The organism is Mycolicibacterium llatzerense (assembly GCF_025331195.1).
GTDB lineage: Bacteria > Actinomycetota > Actinomycetes > Mycobacteriales > Mycobacteriaceae > Mycobacterium > Mycobacterium llatzerense.
The window spans coordinates 403,709-424,558 of record NZ_LXOV01000001.1 but is presented as its reverse complement, the minus strand read 5'-3'; the positions used below and the strand labels follow the sequence as shown (position 1 = coordinate 424,558).

The following is a 20,850-nucleotide window of genomic DNA, read 5'->3' as shown; positions in this document are numbered from 1 at the left end:
CTTGACGACCAGGCGCATTGGGGCTCGCCGGCCTGAACGGCGAGCCCCCACGGCTTGCTAGGAATCGCCCGTGTGGCGCGCGATGCACGACAGTGCGGCGTCCACGACCGCGGCCGGCGTCAGCCCCAAGTAGGCGGCCACATCAGGGCCGGGGCCGCTCTCGCCGAACCGCTGAATACCGATGACGGTGTCGCGCGGACCGGCAAGTGCTCGCCAGCCAATGGGCACGCCCGCCTCGATCCAGACCACGGGCACGTCGGGCAGTCGGTGCGCTCCGTTGCGGATGGCGTCGTCGAGGCGTTCGCGCCACATCACCGAGACCACCGTGGCAGTGACACCGCTCTGTGCCAGCACTTCGGCGGCATCGAGGGCGAGCGCAACCTCGGATCCGCTGGCCGCCAGCACCACATCGGTGCGGTCCGGTTGCGCGCGGACCACCCGGGCGCCGTGATCGCGGATCTCGTCGAGTCCGCTGCCGCCCAGCGCGGGAAGATCCTGGCGGCTCAGCACGAGCGCGGTGGGGCCGCCGACGTTGGACACGGCCAGCTCCCATGCCAGCGCGGTCTCGGAGGCATCGGCGGGCCGCAATACGGTCAGGCCCGGTATCAGCCGAAGCGATTCGAGCTGCTCGATCGGCTGATGGGTGGGTCCGTCCTCGCCAACGTGCACCGAATCGTGCGTGAACACGTAGACCACTGGCCGCTTCATCAGCGCCGAAAGGCGCAATGCCGGCCTTAGATAATCGGCAAAGACCAGGAACGTGCTGCCGAATGGCCGCAGCCCCCCGTGCAGCGAGATTCCGTTCATCACCGCGGCCATCCCGTGTTCACGGATTCCGAAGTGGATGGTGCGCCCGGCGTAGTCGCCGGGCCCGACGTCCCCGCCGGGGATGGCCGTATTCGTCGAGCCTGCCAGGTCGGCAGAGCCGCCGATGAGTCCCGGGTACACGGGCGCGAGCGCGTTGAGCGCGGCGCCGGACGCCTTGCGTGTAGCGGTCTTTCCACCGGCGATCGCCCCATCGGAGAGCGGGGTCAGGACGCTGAGGTCGTCGGGTTCCGGGATGGCGTCGAGGGGAAAGTCCGCCGAGAGCTGTGCGTGCTCGGCCTGCCACCTGGCGTGCGTGTCTGCCCAATCGGCGTGGAGCGCCGCACCTTTCACGCCAACAGCAGCCGCTGTGGCGGCGACGGCGACTGGCACCTGAAAGGGCGCCTCCTGCCAGCCGAGCCGTTTCCGCATCGCGGTGAGCGTTTCGGAACCCAGCGGGCTGCCATGGGCTTTCGAGGTGCCTTCGACGCCGGGTGCGCCATAGCCGATCGTCGTGCGCACCCGGATGAACGTCGGCCGGTCTTCGGATTCGGATGCGGTGGCGAAGGCTCGGTCAAGGGCAGCGATGTCGTTACCGTCCTCGACGGCAAGCACGTGCCAGCCGTACGCCGCGAAGCGTGCCTCGGCATCGTCGGCGCAGCTCTGCCCCGCGGGACCGTCGATGGTGATGTCGTTGTCATCGAAGACGACGGTCAGCCTCCCGAGCTGCAATCGACCCGCCAACGAGGCCGCCTCGTGGGAGATGCCCTCCATCAGGTCGCCGTCACCGGCCAGTACCCAGGTGCGGTGGTCGACGACGGTGTGGTCTTCGGTGTTGCAGCGCGCAGCGAGCATTCGCTCGGCCAGCGCCATGCCGACCGCGTTCGCCAGGCCCTGTCCGAGAGGTCCTGTCGTCGTCTCCACGCCGGGGGTGTGGCTGAACTCGGGGTGCCCCGGGGTGCGGGAACCGAGTTGGCGAAACCGCTGCAGCTCGTCGACCGGCATGTCGTACCCGAATACGTGCAGCAATGCGTAGAGCAGCATTGAACCGTGACCCGCCGACAAGACGAACCTGTCGCGATCCGGCCAGTGTGGATCGGCGGGGTCGTGGCGCAGGTACCGCGACCACAGAGTCCAGGCGATCGGGCTGGTGCCGAGTGGCAGTCCCGGGTGACCGCTGTTGGCAGCCTCTACGCCTTCGGCGGCCAGGAACCGCAACGTGTTGACTGCCAACTCATCAACTTCGGCTGTCCACGTGAATGTTTCGCTGGTCGTGGTGGTCATTGCAGCCTTTCGGATCGGAACGGCCTCGCCGTTGGGGCCACGCTAGACAAAATGGCGCCGGGGATATCCCCCGAAGCGGGGGATATCCGGGGTTAACGGCAATGCCGCGCAGTTAGCGTTGGTGGTGGGTTGTCAACCGTCGAGGATTTCGACGGTGACGGTGGTTTTGTAGTTGGTGCGGTCGGTGGGGCCTTTTGCTCGGTGTTTGGAGATGGCGCGTTTGACGACTCGGGGGCTGGAGCGTGACCGCCGGGCTGGTAGTGGCTGGTTGAGGACGGCTGCTCCGATACGGCCGATTAGGTCGATTGACATTCCCCCGAGACCGTGGAGGCATCAGCTATAAGGGGTAGCGATGTCAGAAAAACGGAAGAAGTACGACCGGGAGTTCCGCGAGGGAGCGGTTCGGATCGTTGAGGAGACGGGTAAGCCGATCGCGCAGGTCGCGCGGGACCTGGGGGTCAACGAGGGCACCTTGGGTAACTGGGTGACTCGTGCTCGTGAGGCTCGGGAGGGCCGCGGTGAGTTGACCCGCGACGATCTCGAGGAACTCAAACGCCTGCGCGGCGAAGTCGCCGAGCTGCGGATGGAGCGTGATGTCCTCAAGCGATCAGTGGTCCTGTGGGTGAAGGAGGCGACGAAGTGAGCGTGGCACGTTTCATCGCCGACCAGAGGTCCAAATACCGGGTGCCGCACACGATTACATGCGCACTGTTGGGGGTGAGCGTGTCGTGGTTCTACAAGTGGATCACCCGCGCCGAGGCCACCGATGGGTTGCATACCGACACCGATCGGCGCCGCGCACGGCTCGATGCTGCGGTCGCGGCAGCGTTCGTCAAGGCCAAGGGGCTGCATGGTTCGCCGCGGCTGATCGCTGACCTGCGTGATCTGGGGTGGGAGGTGTCGGAAAAGACGGTGGCCGACTCGATGCGCCGCCAGGGTTTGGTCGCTCGCAAGATCCGCCGCCGTCAGGGTTTGACTAAGCAGGACAAGACGGCACCGAAGTTTCCTGACCTGGTCAAACGGAATTTCACCGCGGTCGCACCGAACCGCACATGGGTCGGTGACATGACCGAGATCCCCACTGAGTGCGGGCAGAAACTGTATCTGGCGACGGTGATCGATCTCTACAGCCGCCGACTGTTGGGGGCCGCCATGGGCCTGCATCCAGATGCTGAGTTGGCATGCGCAGCGATCAAGATGGCCGTGGCCGCGCGGGGTGGCCGCCAAGCGATCTGGCGGGACGAGGAGTCGCAGCGGGTCATATTCCACACCGACCGCGGCAGCACCTATACCGCCAACGCGTTCACCACGCTGTGCGGGCAGTTGGGGATTCGGCAGTCGATGGGCCGGGTCGGATCGTGCCTGTTAACCGGCTAATCGGTGGTGATTGGTGCTCGTAAATGACACGCCGACAATGGAAATGCTTGACGTGTGGCGGGCGGCGGGGTTGCACTTGTCTTATGACGGATCGGCATGATCTGTGTCTGGAAGTCGGCACCGAAGTCCCGTGGGTGTTGTCGGGGCCTGGCGCCGGCAGGTACCTGTTGGTCAACGAATACCTCGGCTATCTCGCCGATCGGAACTATTCACCGAGAACCCTGCGTGCCTACGGTTACGACCTGCTCGCGTTCTGCCGTTGGCTCGACACCGTCGACGTCGACCTGGCGTCGGTGACCACCGACACTGTGCTCGACTTCATGCGATATTGCCGCCAGGCACCGATCGCGGGACGCCCGGCCAATGTGGTGTCGATGACCGGCAAGCGGCTCGACCGTTACGCGTCGACGACCATCAATCACCGTCTTGCTGCCCTGACCGGTTTGTTCACCTTCCGCACGCTCTCTGAACCCGATCTGCGCAATCCGATCCCCACTGGACGCGAGGCCCGGCGAGTCAGCGCTGAAGAACGCAACGGGTTGCTCGGCCACCTGGTCCGGCCGAAACGACGATCAGCCCTGCGCCTACGCGAACCGCGCCGGTTGCCGAGGGCGCTGAATCGCCGCGAAACCGCCGATCTGCTGTCGAGCCTACGAACATGGCGGGACCGATCCCTGGCAGGTCTGATGTTGTTGTCCGGGTTGAGATCCGGGGAACTACTCACCCTCGATGTCACCGATGTCGACATCGGTGCCCGGTGGATTCGCGTGATGGGCAAAGGCGCCAAGGAACGCCGTGTCCCCCTCGATGTCGAGGTCGCGGGTCTGATCCAAACCTATCTGCTCACCGAAAGACCCGAGTCGACGAACACCCGATTGTTCCTCGTCGCCAAAGGACCGAACAGGGGCCAACCGTTGACCGCGGCAGGGCTTCGCACCATCTTTCGATACCACCGGCTCAAATCAGGAGTGTCGGCCGGTCACCCGCACGCCCTGCGTCACACCTTCGGTACCGCGATGGCCGAAGCCGGGGTGGATCTGGCGGTGATGCAGGCACTACTCGGACATGCCCACGTCGACACCACAGCACGCTACATCCATTTGGCGCCAACACATGTCAAGGCGGAATTCGATGCTGCCCGCACACGATTACGCGCCCGCACCTGAGACGCCGGCGGACATCTACGCCGCCTACCTGGTGCACCTGCAACGACGGGATCGCGGAAACACCGCCTATACCCAAGCCGCCAGGTCGTTCCTGCGGCGCTGGCCGCAGGTCCAAACGTGGGCGGATATCCCGTTGGACAAACAGTTGGCGGCGAACTCCTCGACCCGGCCGTTCGTCACCTTCTTGATGGTCAGCAGACGGCTGCAGCCGGGTTATGACTACCTCGTCTGCCGCAAACTCTGCAGCTTGTGGCATGAACTGACGGACAGTTGCCTGCAACCAGATCTCGCTCAGTTCATGACCGCTGCAATGGAATTGGGTTTCAGTGAGCGGGTTGCCTCCGCGATCGGGTCGCAGATCATCGCCCGACTGTTGATTCAGACCGGCCGCCCTTTATCTGATCTGCGAGAAAGTGATCTGCAGGAGTTGTTGCACGCCTGCGATGTTCGCCAGGCGCGGACTGGGCGCGGCGCGAAACACTATCGCAGCACCACCCACAGTGCCCGCCAGATTCTCTTTCACCTCGGCATCCTCGACACACAAGCCCCACCAGCGGTCACAGCGCTGACCCTCGAGCAGCGGATGGCCGACGTTCCTGCAGCATTGCGCCCCGCGTTCGTCGCCTATTTGAACCGCAAGCATGCCACCTGCGTGCCCAAAACGGTCAGCAGCCTAGCCACCAGATTGTCGCAGTTCGGCAGATACCTCGCCGCTGTCGACCCCACCTTGACATCACTATCGCAACTGGACCGACGTCGCCACATCGAACCGTTCATCACCTCACTGACCACCGCCGTCAACAGCGTCACCGGCGAACCGATCACCGTCGCCGACCGGATACGACGCGTCCATGCGGTCGGGAACTTCCTCGCTGAGATCACCGAATGGGGCTGGGACGACGCACCACCGCGGCGACTGATCTTCCGGACCGATCTCCCACGGCCGCAACGCTTCCTACCCCGATATCTACCCGTTGACGCTGACCGCAAACTCACTGCGGCACTAGCGGAGTCGCCCTATAGACTCGCCGCCGATGCACTGCTGGTGCAACGGGCATGCGGGCTGCGGATCGGCGAGTTGCTCGACCTCGAACTCGACTGCATCCATGAGATCCCCGGTCAAGGTTCCTGCCTCAAAGTCCCGCTCGGCAAGCTCGACTCCGAACGCATGGTGCCACTCGACGAGGAAGTTCTCACCCTCGTCGACCGCATCACCACGACCCGCTCACCCGGTCGACCCATGATCCATCCCCGCACCGGAGCACCCGCGGATTTCCTGTTCACCCACCACGGAAAACGGCTCTCGCAGAACGCAGTACGCGAGGAATTGAACCGGGCCGCCGACACCGCAGGCCTGGGACACATCACACCGCACCAGCTCCGACACATTGTCCCCGCTTAGTTCCCGTGTTGCATTGGCACGGAAGGGCCGGGTGGCCTGGGTGTTTGGCCGTTGCGTCGGGTCGTGTGGTGTCTTTACTGTCGGCGTCCATGATCCTGAGCTACTTCACCTCGGCGGGCTGGGAGTCCTGGGATGTCGAGCACCGGCCGGTGATCCCGGAAGCGATGCCGGTGCTGATTGATGATGATCTGCTGTTCGAGGACGGCCCGGCAGCGCCGCGGCCGACCACGGTGATCAACCAGTGGTTGCGGCTGCTGCCGGCCAGCGGGGCTCCGGCGCCGAGTTCGTGGGAGAACTACGCGCGGGCGGTCAAGGAGTGGACGGAATTCCTCGCCGAACATGGTGTGGGCTTGTTCGATTCGCGTGACCGGCTCAAGGCCGGGCTGAGCCGGTATGCCGAGCACCGCGCGGCCGGACCGATCCGGGCGAGGTTCGCGGCGACCACCTGGGGCCAGCACATGAGCATCCTGTCGCTGTTCTACCGGTGGGCGATGGACGAGGGATACGCGGCAGCGGAGCCGTTCACCTACCGGTCCGCGCGGGCGGTCTTCGCCGGCACCGGCCGCGACGTCCGGGTGAACTTGGCGGTGCGCCGAACCCCGAGACCGCACGTGAGCATCAAGTATCTGGAACCAGACTTCACCGACCTGTTTCGGAAAGGGTTGCGTGGATTGGCGCCGGACGGCACCCATGACAGCGGGTTCACCGGGCGGGAGATGACCCGCAACGCCGCGATCGGTGATCTCGCGCTGGCGACCGGGCTTCGGCTGGGCGAGTTCACGCATCTGCTGCCGTGGGAGATCCCCGCGTTGCCACCGGCATCGACGGTGATCCCGATCCCGTTGGCGGTTCCGGCGGGAATCACCAAGGGCCGCAAGTTCCGCACCACCTGGATCTCCTACGACGCCCTGGCCGGGCTCCACGACTACCTGCAGCTGGACCGCGCCGCCGTCACCGACGGATCGGCCTGGCGGCCACCACGACGCTGGGGCGAGCCGCTGCGGGTCACCGAACCGGACGCACGTGGCGGCCGGATCAACGGTGTTCGCCGGTCGTGGGAGTCGCTGACCCCGGCCGAGCGTCGGCGGCTGGTGGCGCCGGAGGGCGGGTCGTGCCTGCTGGCGGTGAAGGGTGATGGTGGCCCGTTCACCGCGTGGGCGACGGTGTTCGAGCGCACCTCCGACCGGATCCGTGCACGGTTCGAGCCACGGTTTCCGCATGTCCATCCGCATCGGCTTCGGCATTCGTTCTCGATGCAGACCTTGGAGTATTTGGTGACCGGCTACTACCGGCAGGCGGCGAAGCTGGTGCGTGACACCGACGCCGACGCGGCGCTGGTGTTGTATCTGACCAAGGCCGATCCGCTGCTGGTGCTGCGGGATCTGCTCGGGCATTCGACCGTTCTCACAACCGAGAAGTACGTGAAACGCCTTGATACGACGCGGATTTATCGGCAAGCCTACGAAACCGCCGGAGCAGCAGCAGGACTCACCGCGGATACCGCGGCACAGCGGGAAGCCGACGCCGAATTCGACGACGACACCGACGAGGTGTTGTGATGCCGACGAGGGTAGTCGATACTCCGCTCGGCCTGAGCTGCGTGTTCAGCGACGGAAGCAGAGCGGAATTCGACCTGGAGGGGACGGGAAACTCCCGGTTGGCGCGTGATCTGGCCGTCGGGCTGGTGGAGCTGATCCATCCGCACGGCAGTGCCGATACTGCAGGCTCGGTCGGCCACTACGTGCGCGGGTTGCACAGGATGGTGCGAACATTCGCTGATCAGGGTTTTTCCGGCGGTGCCGGTGATCTGCGTCGCGGGCAGCTGGCGCAGTTCTGGATGGCAGGCCCGAACTGGTTGGAGTCGCTGACACGGTACTTGGTGGAAGGTTATGCGCGATCCGGCGGCCGTCTCGGTGACGGGGTGTTGGAACTGGCCGCGGGACGGCACTTCAACCTTCACCGCAATCGACGGCCGTTGCCACCGTATTCCGAGGACGAATGGCAGCGACTCGCCGCGGTCTGTCGACAGCAGGTCGACGACTCCTACGCCACGCATCGGCACGCGCTGGCGTCTGCCGCCGGAGGGCGGCATCCGGGCGCGGGTGTGTGGACTCACCAGAACTTCTGCTGGTTGTTGTCGACGCTCGGCCCGATCGGCAGCAACGACGCTGCTGAAGCAATTGGCATGTCCATCAACGTCTTCCGCCATCGAGGAGTCACTGCTATCTTCCACGAGGCTGCGCTGGCGATGTTCCCGCACCTCGACGTCGTGATCGTCTACCGGCTGCTGTTCGGGATCTACTCCGGCATCGTCCCCGACGGCATCGCCGACCTGGAGATCGAAGATATCGACTGGGCCGGGGACTCGACAATCTTGTTGTCCTACATCAAACGCCGCACCGCCGCCGAGAGCACCACGCTGCCACGGCCGGCGGTGCGGTTACTCGAGCAGTGGCTGGCGCACTCGGCGCTGCTGCGCAGCTTCGTGCCGCCGCAGGAGCGGGCCACACTGTGGTTAGGGATGAGCCAGCCCGGCTACTCCCGCCGCCTCGGTGACGTGAACCGGTCCGCGATCGGCCGGTGGATGCGCCGCTACCACATCGTCGGCGACGACGGCCAGCCGATGAAACTGCACCGGTCCCGCATCCGCACCACCCATCACGCGATGCGGGACAAGAAGTCCTGGACCGGGAACGCGCGTGCCACGATCGACCCGAACCACACGCCCGCGGTCGAGGGCGACCATTACCTGTCGGCGACGACTCCCGGCCAGCGCCAGGCCGTCGAGATGATCATCGCCGACGCCCAGCATGACATCCTGCGCCGAGCGCACCCACCGACGGTGATCACCGACGCCGACGCCGCTGCACTCGCCGAGGGCTACCCGCAACTGCTGGCAGCGATGAAGCTCGACGACGGCGTGCTCGCAGAGCTGGTCGGCGGCGCGCGGGATGTGTTCACCGCGGCCTGCGCCGATCAGCTGGCCGGGCTGCACGGACCGGCCGGGAAGCCATGCCCGGCACGTCCCTGGGTCTGCCTGCTCTGCCCGCTGGCGGTGTTCGCCCCGAGGCACGCGGTGAACTTGCTACGGCTCAAGGCATTCTTCTCCCGCCAGTGGCAGCAGATGCCCGCCGCCCACTTCATGGCGGTCTTCGGCCCCTACGCCGCCCGGATCGACCAGATCCTCGACCGTTTCGACCCCGCCGAACTCGCCGCCGCAGCCGCCCATGTCACCGACAGCGACGACGAAATCCCCTTGCGCCCCGAGGAACTCACCGCATGACGAGCACAATTGCGACCACGGCACCCGACGCCCAACGTCGGTCCCCGTTCACCGGCGCCGACATCTGCGGCGAAGCCGGGCTCACACTGCCCGACCGCACGCCGCGGCCGGTATTCAACGACGACCTGTGGGATTTCACCGACGTGATCGGACTCCCAGTCCAAATGGCCCTTTACCGGCGCCGATTCGACTTCACCACCATCACCGACCCACGCTGGCGGCTGGTCGCCAAGGAGCTGATCCTGGCGCTGCTGGTCCCCACTCATGATGCCGTGGTCGGGCTCCCGCGCGCCTACCGCACTGCCCTGCAGCTGACCAGCTGCTACAGCCGGCTCTACGAGGCCGGGAAATTCTTCGGCTGGCTCGATCAGCGGGGCATTACTACCCTCGCCGAACTCGACACCCATCTCTGCGAGCAATACCTGGCGTTCCGGCGCTACGTCGTCGACGCCGACGGCGTCGTCGTGGGCGAGCAAAGCGCCGGTGTCCGCCGCGCTGCCGCGCAGATGATCGTCGATCTGGTCGACTACCGGGACCTGTTCACCTCCGACCGGGTTCCGGCCGATCTACGCCCCTGGGGCGGTGCGACAGCATCCGCGGTTGCTGAAATGCCTTCCGGCCGTCAAGGAAACAAGACACCGGCCGTCCGCGCCGAAGTGCTGCAACCGATGCTCGCCGCGGCCCTGCACCTGGTCCAGGCCCTCGGCCCGCACGTCGTCGAGCTGAACCGGCAGATCCGCGAAATCGACAACGTCTGGGCCACCGGGGCCCCTGGGCTTCGTCACCGCTCCCCAACGATGGTCAGCGACATCAAGAGGCTGCTAGCCGACCACCAGGCAACCGGCACACCGCTGCCGATGCTCGAAGAGCATGACGTCAACCGCAGACTCACCACCGGCTGGGACGCGAGCGACCCGCTGCTGCCGGTCTCCACCGGGGTCCTGGCTCGGCAGGCCGGCTACGTCCAGTTCTGGGCGAAATGGATGCCCGCACTGCGCGAACCGCTGATCGACACCCTCAGCACCGTCGGGGTCGAGAAGATCTTCGGCCGCGACGCCGCCGAGGCCCCAACCGCCGACGGCACAACCCTGCTGCCTTGGACACTGCCACTGCACCGATCCGAAGCGGCCGCCTTGATCGGCATCGCCCGCACCGCCGCCATAGTGGTCCTGGCTGCTGCGTCCGGAATGCGGGCCAGTGAGCTGATGGAACTGCGGGTCGGCTGCCGCCGGGTCGAGGAACCGATCCCCGGTCTGAAGCGCTACCGCGTCGCCAGCAAGATCATCAAAGGCCAGGGCCTCGGCGGCACCGACGACGAATGGGTCGTCATCGAACCCGTCCACCAAGCGATCGAGCTCATCGAGGCGCTCCACGATGACCCCCGCAGCGGCGCTCTGCTGTTGTCCCGGTTCAGCTTCCGAGTCCGCTACCTGTGGTTCCGCGCCTGGGTGAATTCCCCGGCCGGAGCCCGCCTCGGACTCGCCCCGATCCCCGACGACCCCGTGGCACTGCGTATGCTCAGGAGGACCGTTGCGTTGGAGATGGCGCACCGGCCCGGCGGGGTTCTCGCAGCAAAACTGCACCTCAAACATATCGCTGCGGCAACTACAGAGGGCTACGCTGCTCGACCGGGCGGCGCCCAGTCGGAGTTGCTGGGCGAAGTGAACAAGCTCGAGGCCGACCATAAACTCGAGCTCGTGCTGGCTGAGTTCCGCAACTATCAGCAAGGCATCCTGCCCGCCGGCCCCGGCGCTCGCAGCCTGACCGAATTCTTCGCCACCATCGACGCCGAACTGAACACCGAAGCGACTGCGGCGCCGAAGATTCAGCGCAACGACCGCGACATCCTCAACCTGTTGTCCAAACGCGCGAAGGCGCTGCACCTTGGCCCCGCGAACTACTGCTGGTTCACCGATCCCTCCCGCGCGCTCTGCCTGAAACTCGCGGGCACCCCGTCGGCGGACCGACCGATGATCGGCATGTGTGACTCCGGACGCTGCCCGCAGGCCACCCACCATCAGCATCACCGGCCCGTCTGGGCTGAGCACGCCGAACGGACGAAGATCTTTCTCGGCCAACTCGGCAAGACGCGCACCACCGAACACGCTCGCCTGCAGGCCGACTTCGATCGGGCCGTCCGGGTCATTACCAGTATCGACACGGCCACCCGAACCAGCGCACCCGAGGAACAGGCATGAGAATTGCTGCCGCCCAACGTATCCAGAACGAGAACCGCATCCGCGCTGCCATGGACCGGCTGCTGCGCGGCGAGATCCCACCCGGCGGCAACTGCGATATCAAGACCCTCGCACTCGAAGCCGGGGTCGACCGCACCGCCTTCTACGGCACCCGCCCATACGCCCACCTGCGCGCCGAATTCGAGCACCGCCTCGAGCAACTCCAGCAGGCCGGAGAAACCCCGGACCCGAAGGCCGCGCAGATCGAACGCCTCAAAACAGAAGTCGAAAAGCTAAAAAACACTCTCGCCCAAGCTAACTCGACAATCCAGGAGCTCACCGAATTCCGGATTCAAGCCCTGTCCCGGATCGCTGCCCAGCACGACGAGATTCTCCGACTCCGCGCGGCCAACCACCCAATCACAGCCATCACCGGCCTCCCGAAACGCCCGAAAGCCCAGCAGAAACTAATCGGACCATGCTGACCTACCCAACAGTGACGTCCATCACAGTCGATCCGCCTTTATCGCCACACAAGCTGCAATCACTGTCACGAACTCGACGTCGAGAAATGCCCACGTCAATCGCCACACGGACCCCACCGCACACGGCTTTTGCGGACACAAGCCATTCCTACGCCACCCGGCTGATCAACAACGACGTGCCACAGGAAGTGGTGCGTCGCCTGCTCGACCACACCAGCCACACCATGACCGCCCGCTACGCGCGCCTGGCCGACACCACCATCCGCGAACAGTGGGAACGCGCTCAGAAGATCAACATTCGCGGCGAGCCCGTCGACACCAGCACCGACGGGCCGCTCGCCGACGCCACGTGGATGAAACAGAACCTGTCTCGCGCGAAAATGGCTCTACCGAACGGCTATTGCGGTCTGCCGTTGCAAAAATCGTGCCCTCACGCCAACGCCTGTCTGACTTGTCCGCTGTTCGTCACAACCGCCGAGTTCCTGCCTCAACACCACCAGCAGCTCACCGCCACCCGCGCTCTGATCATCCGCGCCGAAACCGACGGCCACATCCGCCTTGCCGAAATGAACCGCGCCGTCGAGACCAACCTGCTCACCGTCATCAGCACCCTCCAACACGACCCCATCTGCCGCTGCGGCCACACGTCATCCAGCGGAACATGCTGCGGAGAAGGAACATCCGATGCGTTCTGACAACACCCACCACCTGCTCGCCGCCGCTCAACGACGCCGTGACAGCACTCTCGAACGCGCCCAACGCACCCTGCGGGAGCTCAGCGAAACTGACCAGCGCTACACGGTCACCGACCTCGCCGCCCGCGCCGGTGTCTCCCGCGCCTGGCTCTACGCCCAAGCCGGGCTACGCGACCAAATCCGCCAACTCACCGACCACCACCCGACGAGCCCGCCGACAATCGACCAAACCCAGCGCAGCACCGACGCGTCCCTGCGGCAACGGCTCACACTCGCCCACGCCCGCATCATTGAACTCGACGACGACAACCGTCGCCTACGCAACCAAGTAGCCCAACTGCACGGCCAACTCCGCGCCACCCGCCTGCACGGGCCACCCGTCGTAGACACCGTCCACAACGAGAACAACCTGGTCACGCTGCCAAATGACCGAACCGACCCAAGATAACGTTGGAAATCCTCAAGGCAGCAACGTCTTTCTTCGTGCGGGAGAGCGACCCGCACAACCGCCGCTGACCAGTTCGGTCTGCGCGTTCATCGCCGACCATAGGGACCGTTTCGGGGTCGCGCCGATCTGCCGCGTGCTCACCGAGCACGGAATCCAGATCGCCCCGCGCACGTTCTACGCCTGGGTCTCGCGAGCTCCCTGGAAGCGGGCCTTGTGGGATGCGGCCATCACCGAGGTCCTAGCCGGCTTCTATGAACCCGACGCCGACGGTCGCCGCCCGCCGGAGTCGTTGTACGGGTCGGTGAAGATGTGGGCCCACCTGCAGCGTCAGGGGTTCCCGGTGGCCAAGTCCACCGTGGAGCGACTGATGCGGGGCCACGGCTGGCAGGGCGTACGGCGGCAGAAGTCGATACGCACCACGTTCGGCGACCCGGCCGCCGGGCGGGCACCCGATTTGGTGGATCGCCAGTTCCGGGCGCCCACCCCCAATGCGTTGCTCGTCGCCGATATCTAATGCCGACGTCGGCATTAGAAGTCTTATGCCGACCCTCGAAATATGCCGACAGTTGTTGCGATGGCGCAGGCCAACGGCGGTGCTGAGGTGCGAAAGGTCGGCATAGTCGCGTAGTCGTGGTCACGCTTCAGGCACGGAAATTGTCTGGAGGTGAGGTCCGTGACGAAGAGATCGCCGACGGCCCGGTCGTATCCGGATCGGGTCCCGCGGGTTCCTGTGGGTCCTTTGGCGCCGATGGTGCTGAGCGAGTGTTCGGGATGGATGGTCGGGCTGGGTTATTCGCCGGGTTCGGCGGCCGGGGTCGTGAATGTGTTGGAACGGCTGAGCTGGTGGATGCAGCTGGCCACCTACAACATGGGTTGGGGTATTTGAGTTGAGTCATTGACCAGGCTGTCTCGCGCGGTAGTCCCTACGCTGAGGCTTGCAGAAATGCTGTGATGGGTGTGACGCGCCGACGACGTAAATGGTGGCGGTTGGTGGTCGTCTGGTTGTTGTGCGCGGCAACATCGGCAGTCGGGCGGGTTTCGGCCCATGTGTGCGCGACGCGGTGGCTCCTGCGGGGTCCTGGGTTCGCTCGCCGTACGAGCTGCCGGTGGCGGCACTATCAGGTCTGTGGACTGCGGTTGTGTACACAACTATATCGGTATCGCTATAGTTGTGTGCGTGTCGGATATGGTCACTGCGGCGCAAGCCGCGGAGCGCCTAGGCGTGAATGCGTCCAGGGTGCGCGCTCTGATCGCTGCCGGAGCATTGACGGCCACCCGGGCCGGTAGTCAGTGGCTCGTTGACGTCGACAGTCTCGATCGCCAGTACGAGTTGACGGTCGCGGGTGCGACTGGGCGTCCGTTCGCGCCCCGTATCGCGTGGGCGGCGGCCGCTCTGTGCGATAACCAGCGAGACGGACTGAGTCCGAACGAACGGACTCGACTACGCCGTCGCCTGGCGGGTATCGACGTCAAGAGCAGTAATACCTGCGCGCAGGTTCAGCGGTGGTTGGCGCGGCGTGCGTTGTCGGTTTGTCGCTACAGGATCGGTGAACGCGATATTACGGAGCTGCTCGGCGCCGATGGTGTCTTGGCCACCGGGATCAGCACCCTCGAGGCCTACGATCTCGGGCTGGGTACCGGCGGTTTCGCCGACGCGTATGTCGATGAGCGCGTTCATCGCAAGCTCGTGAAGGATTTCATTCTGATCGACAGTGCGCGAGGCAATCTCACGTTGCGGACTACGGATTCTCGGTTGTCCGATGCCGTGTTCGAGAGCAAGGTGGCGCCGCGGCTAATCGCCGGTGTCGATCTCGCTGAAGACACCGACATACGTACCCGGGCGGTCGGCTGCGCTCTTGTGAGCCACGCGCTGCGCGCCGTGCACGCGCCACGTAAAGAATGAATTTGGTGGGTGACACGATCGGCATATGCAACGCGACTGCGGTGGCGGCCTTGGCTGCTATCACTGGCCAAACGGTGGACGGTGCTACCGAAATGTTCTGCGGGATTGTCGAATCCGCGCCCGACCCTGCCGTGGCCGGCCGTGGGGACATCGACCGTGCGGTAAACCGGCTCTGCACCCGTGTTGGGTTGGCGCCCGCCTTGGATAAGTCTGAGCGAGACCGGCATATTGGTGCGCTGCGCGGGCTGGCCGCGGATGATGTGGCAGCTCTTAGATACGGCGATCTGCAAGCTTGGGACGCGATCCTGCGTAGCATCCCGGAGCGGATTCCGAACGTTGACCGTGAACCGGTGCTGCTGCCCGACATGCCCGCGCATCAGTCGGCGATGTGGTCGACGCTGCTGGATTTTGAGGAGACCGATCCGCCACCGTGGGTCCTTGTGGGGGGCCAGATGACAGCGCTGCACCTGGCCGAACACGGCATCACAGTGCACCGGCCCACCGACGACGGCGACGTCATCGTCGGGGTATGGACGCGCCGTGATGCCTTGCGCACGACAGCGCTCTACCTGATCGGCAATGGATTCGATGAAGCAAAGACCAGCGACGGCTACGGGTATCGGTTCACCCGGGGGAAGACTGCTATCGATGTGATGCTGCCGGAGGGCCTCGATCGCCAAGACCGTTACCCCGCAACGGCATCAGGACGCCCGGGTCTGTCGGCCGCCGGCGGCAACCAGGCGCTCACACGGGCCGAACGGTTGCCGGTGAACATCGGTGGGCGCGTTGGCCATGTCCGTCGCCCAACTTTGTTGGGTGCCTTGGTCGCGAAAGCCCACGCGCGGATGGTGGATAGTCGCGATCCTGAACGCCACGCGCAGGACCTGATCGCGCTGGCCGGAATCGCGCTGTTTGATCCGCGAGCGGTGATTGGCCAGGCACGCCCCGATGACCGCCGCGCTGTCCGACGCGTGTTGCGTGACCTTCCCGCCAGTCATCGCCTGTTGCGTGCGATTGAGGATCCTGAAGCGGTCCATGAGTTCCTGAAACGTCTGGCCGAGCCGACTGGATAGACCTCTCGCGTATAGGTCCATGGGCAGGCGGATGCTGTCTGGGGGACAGAACGATTCGTCGTATTTCGCTATGCGGACAGTCCGCACCTGGCCGGCCAAGAGGTGGAGCATGGAGCCGTCAGGCCGGGGTTCTCGCGAAGCGGTAGGGCACAATTTGGGCGTCGACCTGATACCCAGTCCACGTCAGCAAACGCGGAAAACCGACTCTGATCGATTTCAGATCGGATTTTCTATATGCATAGCTAAGAAATTGTGTCCGAGGGGACTTGCCCGCCTGCCGCGGGTTGCGATCCTGCAAGTCGGGCACTGAAAGCGTCGGACCCGGACGGCTGCCGGGGGGCTAGGGATAAGTGCGTGTATCGATCCCGCGTCTTTGTGGTGAGCCTCCCAGTGCGGCTAGATTGGAACGGAACAGCTCCGTCTTGCTCCGACGTGAGGACGAAACCTGCGATGCGTGCCGACAGCGTTCGAAGCGGCCAGGCGCCCATAACCCGCCGACAACCGGGAAGAAACCCGGGGCGCTTTGATCCCGCGCTTGACGCGGCGATCCTCGAAGCCGCCCTGGAAGGGCTGGGCGAACTTGGCTATGACCGGATGAGCATGGACGACATCGCGTCGCGTGCGCGGGTGGGCAAGGCCGCGATCTACCGGCGCTGGTCGTCGAAGGCCGCGGTGGTGGCCGACGCGATCGCACATTGGCGACGTGGACTTGGACCTGTGCAGCCGCCAGATACCGGTAGCCTGCGCGGCGATATCGAAGCACTCATTGCCGCGGTGCCAGACTACGATGAAGCCGCTCTGAGCACGATCAAGGTGCTCGTTGGTGCGGCGACGGCGGCGATGCACCACCCCGTCCTGGCGGCGGCGCTGGACGACCTTGCGCTGTCCACGCCGCGTCAGATCATCAACGTGGTGCTCGATCAGGCCGTGGCCCGGGGGGAGATTCCCTCGGGTCGCGATTTGACGCTGATACCCGACGCCATCGTGGGGCTTAACGTCCTGCGAGTGATGACGGGACGCCCGATCGATCGTGTAGTCGTTCGGCGCGCTCTTGAGCAGGTGCTGCTGCCGCTCGCGACCGCCGAGCCCATCGAGTAGCCCGTTGGTAGCACCCTGAGCCAGCCGATACTTGCGGTCGGTCGCATTGCATGCCAATCTTGATGCGGAACGAGACCGACACGTTCCGCCTAGAATTGGATCGCACACGCACAGGAGCGAGCTAGACCATGGAACGTCGCAACCGATCGGTTTGTTTGCTGCGGGTGCTGTCGGTGGCTCCGATCGTGATGGCCGCGGCCGTGGCCGGTCTGTATCTTCTTCTGCTTGCCGTCTCGCCGCTCATGCGGGTGAGGTGGTTCAGCGACAGGATCCGTCGATTCGGCAAGACGGCGAACCGTCCGATCCGCAGGATCGCCGGAACCCGCCTGGGAATGCTCTACTTCAACCTCAGTGCGCTGCATCATGTCGGGCGGCGCAGCGGCCAAACCTATGTGACACCGCTCAGCGCATACCGGCTTGGCGACGGTTTCGTATTGGGGGTGGCATATCCCCACGTTGACTGGTGTGAAAATGTCCTGGCTGCCGGGAAATGCAGACTCGCCCGGGACGGCAAAGAGTATGCCCTGGAAAGACCTGAGCTGATCCCCGCGGCTCAGGCGATGAAGGCTTACCCAGCGTTGGTGAAGCCGTTCATCGCCGGCCCTGGAACGAAGACTTTCCTGTGGCTGCATCCCGCGGGCACAACGGAATCCGTGGAAGGCAAACGCGAATGAACGTCACGCATGTGCCTGTGCTCATCGTCGGCGCCGGCGTCGGCGGACTGGCGATGTCGGCGCTGCTGGCCAAGGACGGAGTTCATTCCCTACTCGTCGAACGGCGCGGTGAGGTCTTCGTCTATCCGAAAGCCCGCAACGTCGGCTTTCGCACCTTCGAGATCTTTCGCCGTCTCGGTATAAGCGATGCGATCCACGCCGTCGCCGAGCATCCGTCGGACACGGTGGTCAAGGCGACCGTGAACGCCGCGACAGAAGAACCTGCCGTTGCCATGAACGCTCTTGTCGCCGGAATGGTCTCCGAGTTTGAGGGGCTGAGCCCGGAGCCGTCCGTGCAGTTCTGTCCGCAGAGCAGGTCCGAGCCGATCCTGCTCGCGCGAGCCCGCCGACTTGGCAGCGAGGTGCGCTACGGGACAGAGTTGTTGTCCTTCGAGCACGACGACAACGGCGTCACCGTGGTGCTGCGAGACCGGGATTCCGGAAAGTCTGAAATGGTGCGCGCCGACTATCTGGTCGCCGCCGACGGTGTGCATAGCCCCGTCCGGGAGACCCTTGGCATCAGCACGTCAGGGTCGGGCGTGTGGCCGCTGTACTCCATCCTTATTTACTTTCGGGGGCCGTGGCGCAAATTCATCCCTTCCTTGGGCGATGGGGACGTTCTGCAAGTCAAGAATCCCGAGGTGGACGGCCTGTTCGTCTCGACCGACAGTGACCTTGGGGTCTTCGTGATCACCTATTTCCCTGATCGCGGGGAAACTGCCGAGCAATTCACCCGGGACCGCTGCCATGAGCTGCTTCTCGAGGCCATCGGTGAACACATTCCTGTGGAGATCATCGACATCATGCGCTGGCAACCAGCTGAACAGGTTGCCGACCAATTCCAGTGCGGGCGCGTGTTTCTCGTCGGCGACTCGGCGCACACCATACCGCCGTTTCGGGCCGGGGGAGCCAACATTGCCATCCAGAGCGCAGACAACCTGGCCTGGAAGCTCGCCGCCGTGGTGAACGGCGTGGCGGAGCCCGCGCTGCTGAGTACCTATCACACCGAGCGTCACCCCATTGGGCGTTTCTCCGCCCGCCAGTCGTGCACTGGCCCGCAGCTTGAAGCCCTGCGGTTCGACGACGACAGCGTGACGTTGCCGCCGGAGGAAAAGGCGTCGAACTTCGCGGTGGTCATCGGCTACCAGTACAGATCGGCCGCGGTCGTGAACGGCGACGCCGCCGCGGCGGATCCGGACGCCGCATCCCTCGTCGAGGACCTGCGAGGACAACCAGGTACCCGCGTGCCGCACGTCTGGGTACGTCGCGACGGGCAGCGCATCTCGACCCTCGACCTGCTCGATCCCGGGTTCACCCTGCTCACCGGGGCGGACGGAGTGCGATGGATCGGCGCCGCGACGTCGGCGTCGGAGGCCTTGGGTGTGCCGGTCAGTGTCCACCGCATCGACGACACCGTCGACCCCGACGGCGCCTGGGCGGCTGCCACCGGGCTCGAGCCCGATGGAGCGCTGTTGATACGCCCAGACGATTTCGTCGGGTGGCGTGCCGATGAACTCCCCGCCGAACCAGAAACACAACTGCGCCAGACGCTTTCAGCCATCCTCGCCCGGAGCTGACGGGCAGTTCACCATTACCACGGTTGGGCCGCGGCTGCTGGCCGGAACTGCATCACGCACTCAGCTCAACTCTAGCAATGGAATTCGACAAGGTGAGTCGAAACATCGACTGCATTGCGTAACCCGTATCGAGCAGTCGGCCACCTGGCATCCAAAAGAGACCCAGGGCCTTGACTCCAAGCCGAGAGCGAGGCAAACTTGCATAATAAACCAACCAGCGGTCTATTAACACGACAACGCGCCAGGTCGTACGCAGTCGGGGTCATGTGGCCCGCGTATCAACGCAAGGACTGCGACATGCCTGAGATGATCCCGAGGGCAACCGACTGGTCTCGGCCACCCCGCAGGCGCCCTCCTCCTGCGCCCGAGTGCACCGGGCGAGACGTGACAGCGTGGCGATTATGCCTGGGATAGCGAACGTTCCTATCGGGCTGGCCGGGCCGGCGGAAACGATGCTGGCGACGTTGTACGCGAGGGCGGTGGATGCCGACGCCGCCAAGCCGATCCTTGGTGACACCTTCGCCAGGGACTTGGTAGACCGCATCGATTACGACTGGCGCAAGACCGGCGTCACGGTGCGTAACGCTTCCATAGGTGCCGTTCGCGGGGCTCATCTCGACAAGTGGGCCCGCCAACGTCTCGCACGAGACGAGCGGACGGTGGTCCTGCACGTTGGCTGTGGATTGGACGGCCGCGTGTTCCGGCTCGACCCCGGCGCTGCTGTCGAGTGGTATGACATCGACGGCCCAGACGTCATCGCGCTGGTGAAACGACTCTATCCGGCCCGTGCGCACTACCACCCGGTCGCTGCCTCGGTCGCGGACGCGAGGTGGCTTCGAACGATCCCAACCGGTTGCCCGGTTCTGCTCATCGCCGAAGGACTGACTCAGTACCTGACGAGAGCTGACGGCCTGGCACTGCTGCGCCGGGTCGTCGAGCAATTCCCGTCTGGCGAATTGCACTTCGATGTGTGCAATTGGCTCGGCATCACGCTGGAGAACTTCAACCCGATCGTGCGGCGCTCGAGATCAACGCTCCATTGGGCGGTCAACAAGCCGGACAGTATTTTGGATGCCGTTGCGGGTCTTCGTTTGCTGTCCGCGATCTCTATCTTCGACACCGGCGAGTTCAAACACGTGCCGTCTGGCGCCTACCGGGCGCTCGGAAGAATGATGCGGACTATCCCCGCGCTGCGCAACGCGATACAGCTCCACCGCTACGCCTTCTGATTGCGCGGGCGATTACCGGTGGCTGCACCAAAAGACCCAGCAGACTGGATAATCCGAGCTGCCGTCAGTCAACCCGCCCCGGTGTCTTGACTCCGTCGCCGAGAGCGCGGCATAATTCCGCTATTAAACCAACCGT

The 20,850-nt window shown here is 64.9% G+C and carries 17 protein-coding genes and 3 pseudogenes; 18 read left to right on the top strand and 2 right to left on the bottom strand.

What is annotated here, in order from left to right; all coding sequences use genetic code 11:
• Window positions 1-57 precede the first annotated feature (57 nt).
• Window positions 58-2,088 (bottom strand): transketolase, encoded by a 2,031-nt coding sequence (gene tkt / locus A7G45_RS02365; protein ID WP_260933205.1) that lies wholly within the window; start codon window positions 2,086-2,088, stop codon window positions 58-60.
• Window positions 2,089-2,220: 132 nt separating this feature from the next.
• Window positions 2,221-2,400 (bottom strand): hypothetical protein, encoded by a 180-nt coding sequence (locus A7G45_RS02360; RefSeq protein WP_260933202.1) that lies wholly within the window; start codon window positions 2,398-2,400, stop codon window positions 2,221-2,223.
• Window positions 2,401-2,440: 40 nt separating this feature from the next.
• Between A7G45_RS02360 and A7G45_RS02355 the strand changes: the two genes are divergently transcribed.
• The 18 genes and pseudogenes from A7G45_RS02355 to A7G45_RS02270 all read left to right on the top strand — a co-directional run bounded on the left by A7G45_RS02355 (window position 2,441) and on the right by A7G45_RS02270 (window position 20,714).
• Window positions 2,441-2,731, top strand: a complete 291-nt coding sequence (locus A7G45_RS02355; protein ID WP_260933200.1) for a transposase — start codon at window positions 2,441-2,443, stop codon at window positions 2,729-2,731.
• A pseudogene (locus tag A7G45_RS02350) lies at window positions 2,728-3,450 on the top strand (IS3 family transposase); the annotation flags it as partial. The gene A7G45_RS02355 and the pseudogene A7G45_RS02350, both read left to right, overlap by 4 nt.
• Before the next feature lie 98 nt (window positions 3,451-3,548).
• Window positions 3,549-4,631, top strand: coding sequence for a tyrosine-type recombinase/integrase (locus A7G45_RS02345; protein WP_260933194.1), 1,083 nt, complete (start codon window positions 3,549-3,551; stop codon window positions 4,629-4,631).
• Window positions 4,597-6,033, top strand: a complete 1,437-nt coding sequence (locus A7G45_RS02340; RefSeq protein ID WP_260933191.1) for a tyrosine-type recombinase/integrase — start codon at window positions 4,597-4,599, stop codon at window positions 6,031-6,033. The genes A7G45_RS02345 and A7G45_RS02340 overlap by 35 nt, the downstream gene beginning before the upstream one ends.
• A gap of 89 nt (window positions 6,034-6,122) precedes the next feature.
• On the top strand, window positions 6,123-7,592 hold the full coding sequence (locus A7G45_RS02335; protein WP_225399589.1) for a site-specific integrase: 1,470 nt from the start codon (window positions 6,123-6,125) through the stop codon (window positions 7,590-7,592).
• Entirely contained in the window at window positions 7,592-9,316 is a 1,725-nt protein-coding gene (locus A7G45_RS02330; RefSeq protein WP_225399588.1) for a hypothetical protein, read from the top strand. Before A7G45_RS02335 ends, A7G45_RS02330 begins: the two co-directional genes overlap by 1 nt.
• The gene (locus A7G45_RS02325) at window positions 9,313-11,514 is read left to right on the top strand and encodes a site-specific integrase (protein WP_225399587.1); all 2,202 of its coding nucleotides are present in this window, start codon (window positions 9,313-9,315) and stop codon (window positions 11,512-11,514) included. The genes A7G45_RS02330 and A7G45_RS02325 overlap by 4 nt, the downstream gene beginning before the upstream one ends.
• Window positions 11,511-11,978 carry a BREX-1 system adenine-specific DNA-methyltransferase PglX gene (locus tag A7G45_RS02320; protein WP_225399586.1) on the top strand — a complete coding sequence of 156 codons (468 nt, stop codon included), beginning with the start codon at window positions 11,511-11,513 and terminating at the stop codon, window positions 11,976-11,978. The genes A7G45_RS02325 and A7G45_RS02320 overlap by 4 nt, the downstream gene beginning before the upstream one ends.
• A gap of 113 nt (window positions 11,979-12,091) precedes the next feature.
• Window positions 12,092-12,673, top strand: a pseudogene (locus A7G45_RS02315) (tyrosine-type recombinase/integrase); the annotation flags it as partial.
• Window positions 12,663-13,121, top strand: coding sequence for a DUF6262 family protein (locus A7G45_RS02310; RefSeq protein ID WP_260933179.1), 459 nt, complete (start codon window positions 12,663-12,665; stop codon window positions 13,119-13,121). The pseudogene A7G45_RS02315 and the gene A7G45_RS02310, both read left to right, overlap by 11 nt.
• Window positions 13,121-13,629: pseudogene (locus A7G45_RS02305) on the top strand (IS3 family transposase); the annotation flags it as partial. The gene A7G45_RS02310 and the pseudogene A7G45_RS02305, both read left to right, overlap by 1 nt.
• Window positions 13,630-13,794: 165 nt before the next feature.
• Window positions 13,795-14,007: a hypothetical protein gene (locus A7G45_RS02300; protein WP_260933176.1), complete on the top strand. Its 213-nt coding sequence runs from the start codon at window positions 13,795-13,797 to the stop codon at window positions 14,005-14,007.
• Window positions 14,008-14,307: 300 nt separating this feature from the next.
• Window positions 14,308-15,024, top strand: coding sequence for a helix-turn-helix domain-containing protein (locus A7G45_RS02295; protein ID WP_260937914.1), 717 nt, complete (start codon window positions 14,308-14,310; stop codon window positions 15,022-15,024).
• 5 nt (window positions 15,025-15,029) lie between these two features.
• A complete protein-coding gene (locus A7G45_RS02290) occupies window positions 15,030-16,097 on the top strand; it encodes a hypothetical protein (RefSeq protein ID WP_260933172.1) in 1,068 nt (355 codons plus the stop codon).
• A gap of 450 nt (window positions 16,098-16,547) precedes the next feature.
• Complete coding sequence (locus tag A7G45_RS02285) at window positions 16,548-17,195, top strand: TetR/AcrR family transcriptional regulator (RefSeq protein ID WP_260933170.1); 648 nt, start codon at window positions 16,548-16,550, stop codon at window positions 17,193-17,195.
• Window positions 17,196-17,323: 128 nt separating this feature from the next.
• Window positions 17,324-17,869: a PNPOx family protein gene (locus A7G45_RS02280; RefSeq protein WP_260933168.1), complete on the top strand. Its 546-nt coding sequence runs from the start codon at window positions 17,324-17,326 to the stop codon at window positions 17,867-17,869.
• Window positions 17,866-19,485 (top strand): FAD-dependent monooxygenase, encoded by a 1,620-nt coding sequence (locus A7G45_RS02275; RefSeq protein WP_260933165.1) that lies wholly within the window; start codon window positions 17,866-17,868, stop codon window positions 19,483-19,485. The genes A7G45_RS02280 and A7G45_RS02275 overlap by 4 nt, the downstream gene beginning before the upstream one ends.
• 401 nt (window positions 19,486-19,886) lie before the next feature.
• Window positions 19,887-20,714, top strand: a complete 828-nt coding sequence (locus tag A7G45_RS02270; RefSeq protein ID WP_260937912.1) for a class I SAM-dependent methyltransferase — start codon at window positions 19,887-19,889, stop codon at window positions 20,712-20,714.
• The last annotated feature ends 136 nt before the right edge of the window (window positions 20,715-20,850 follow it).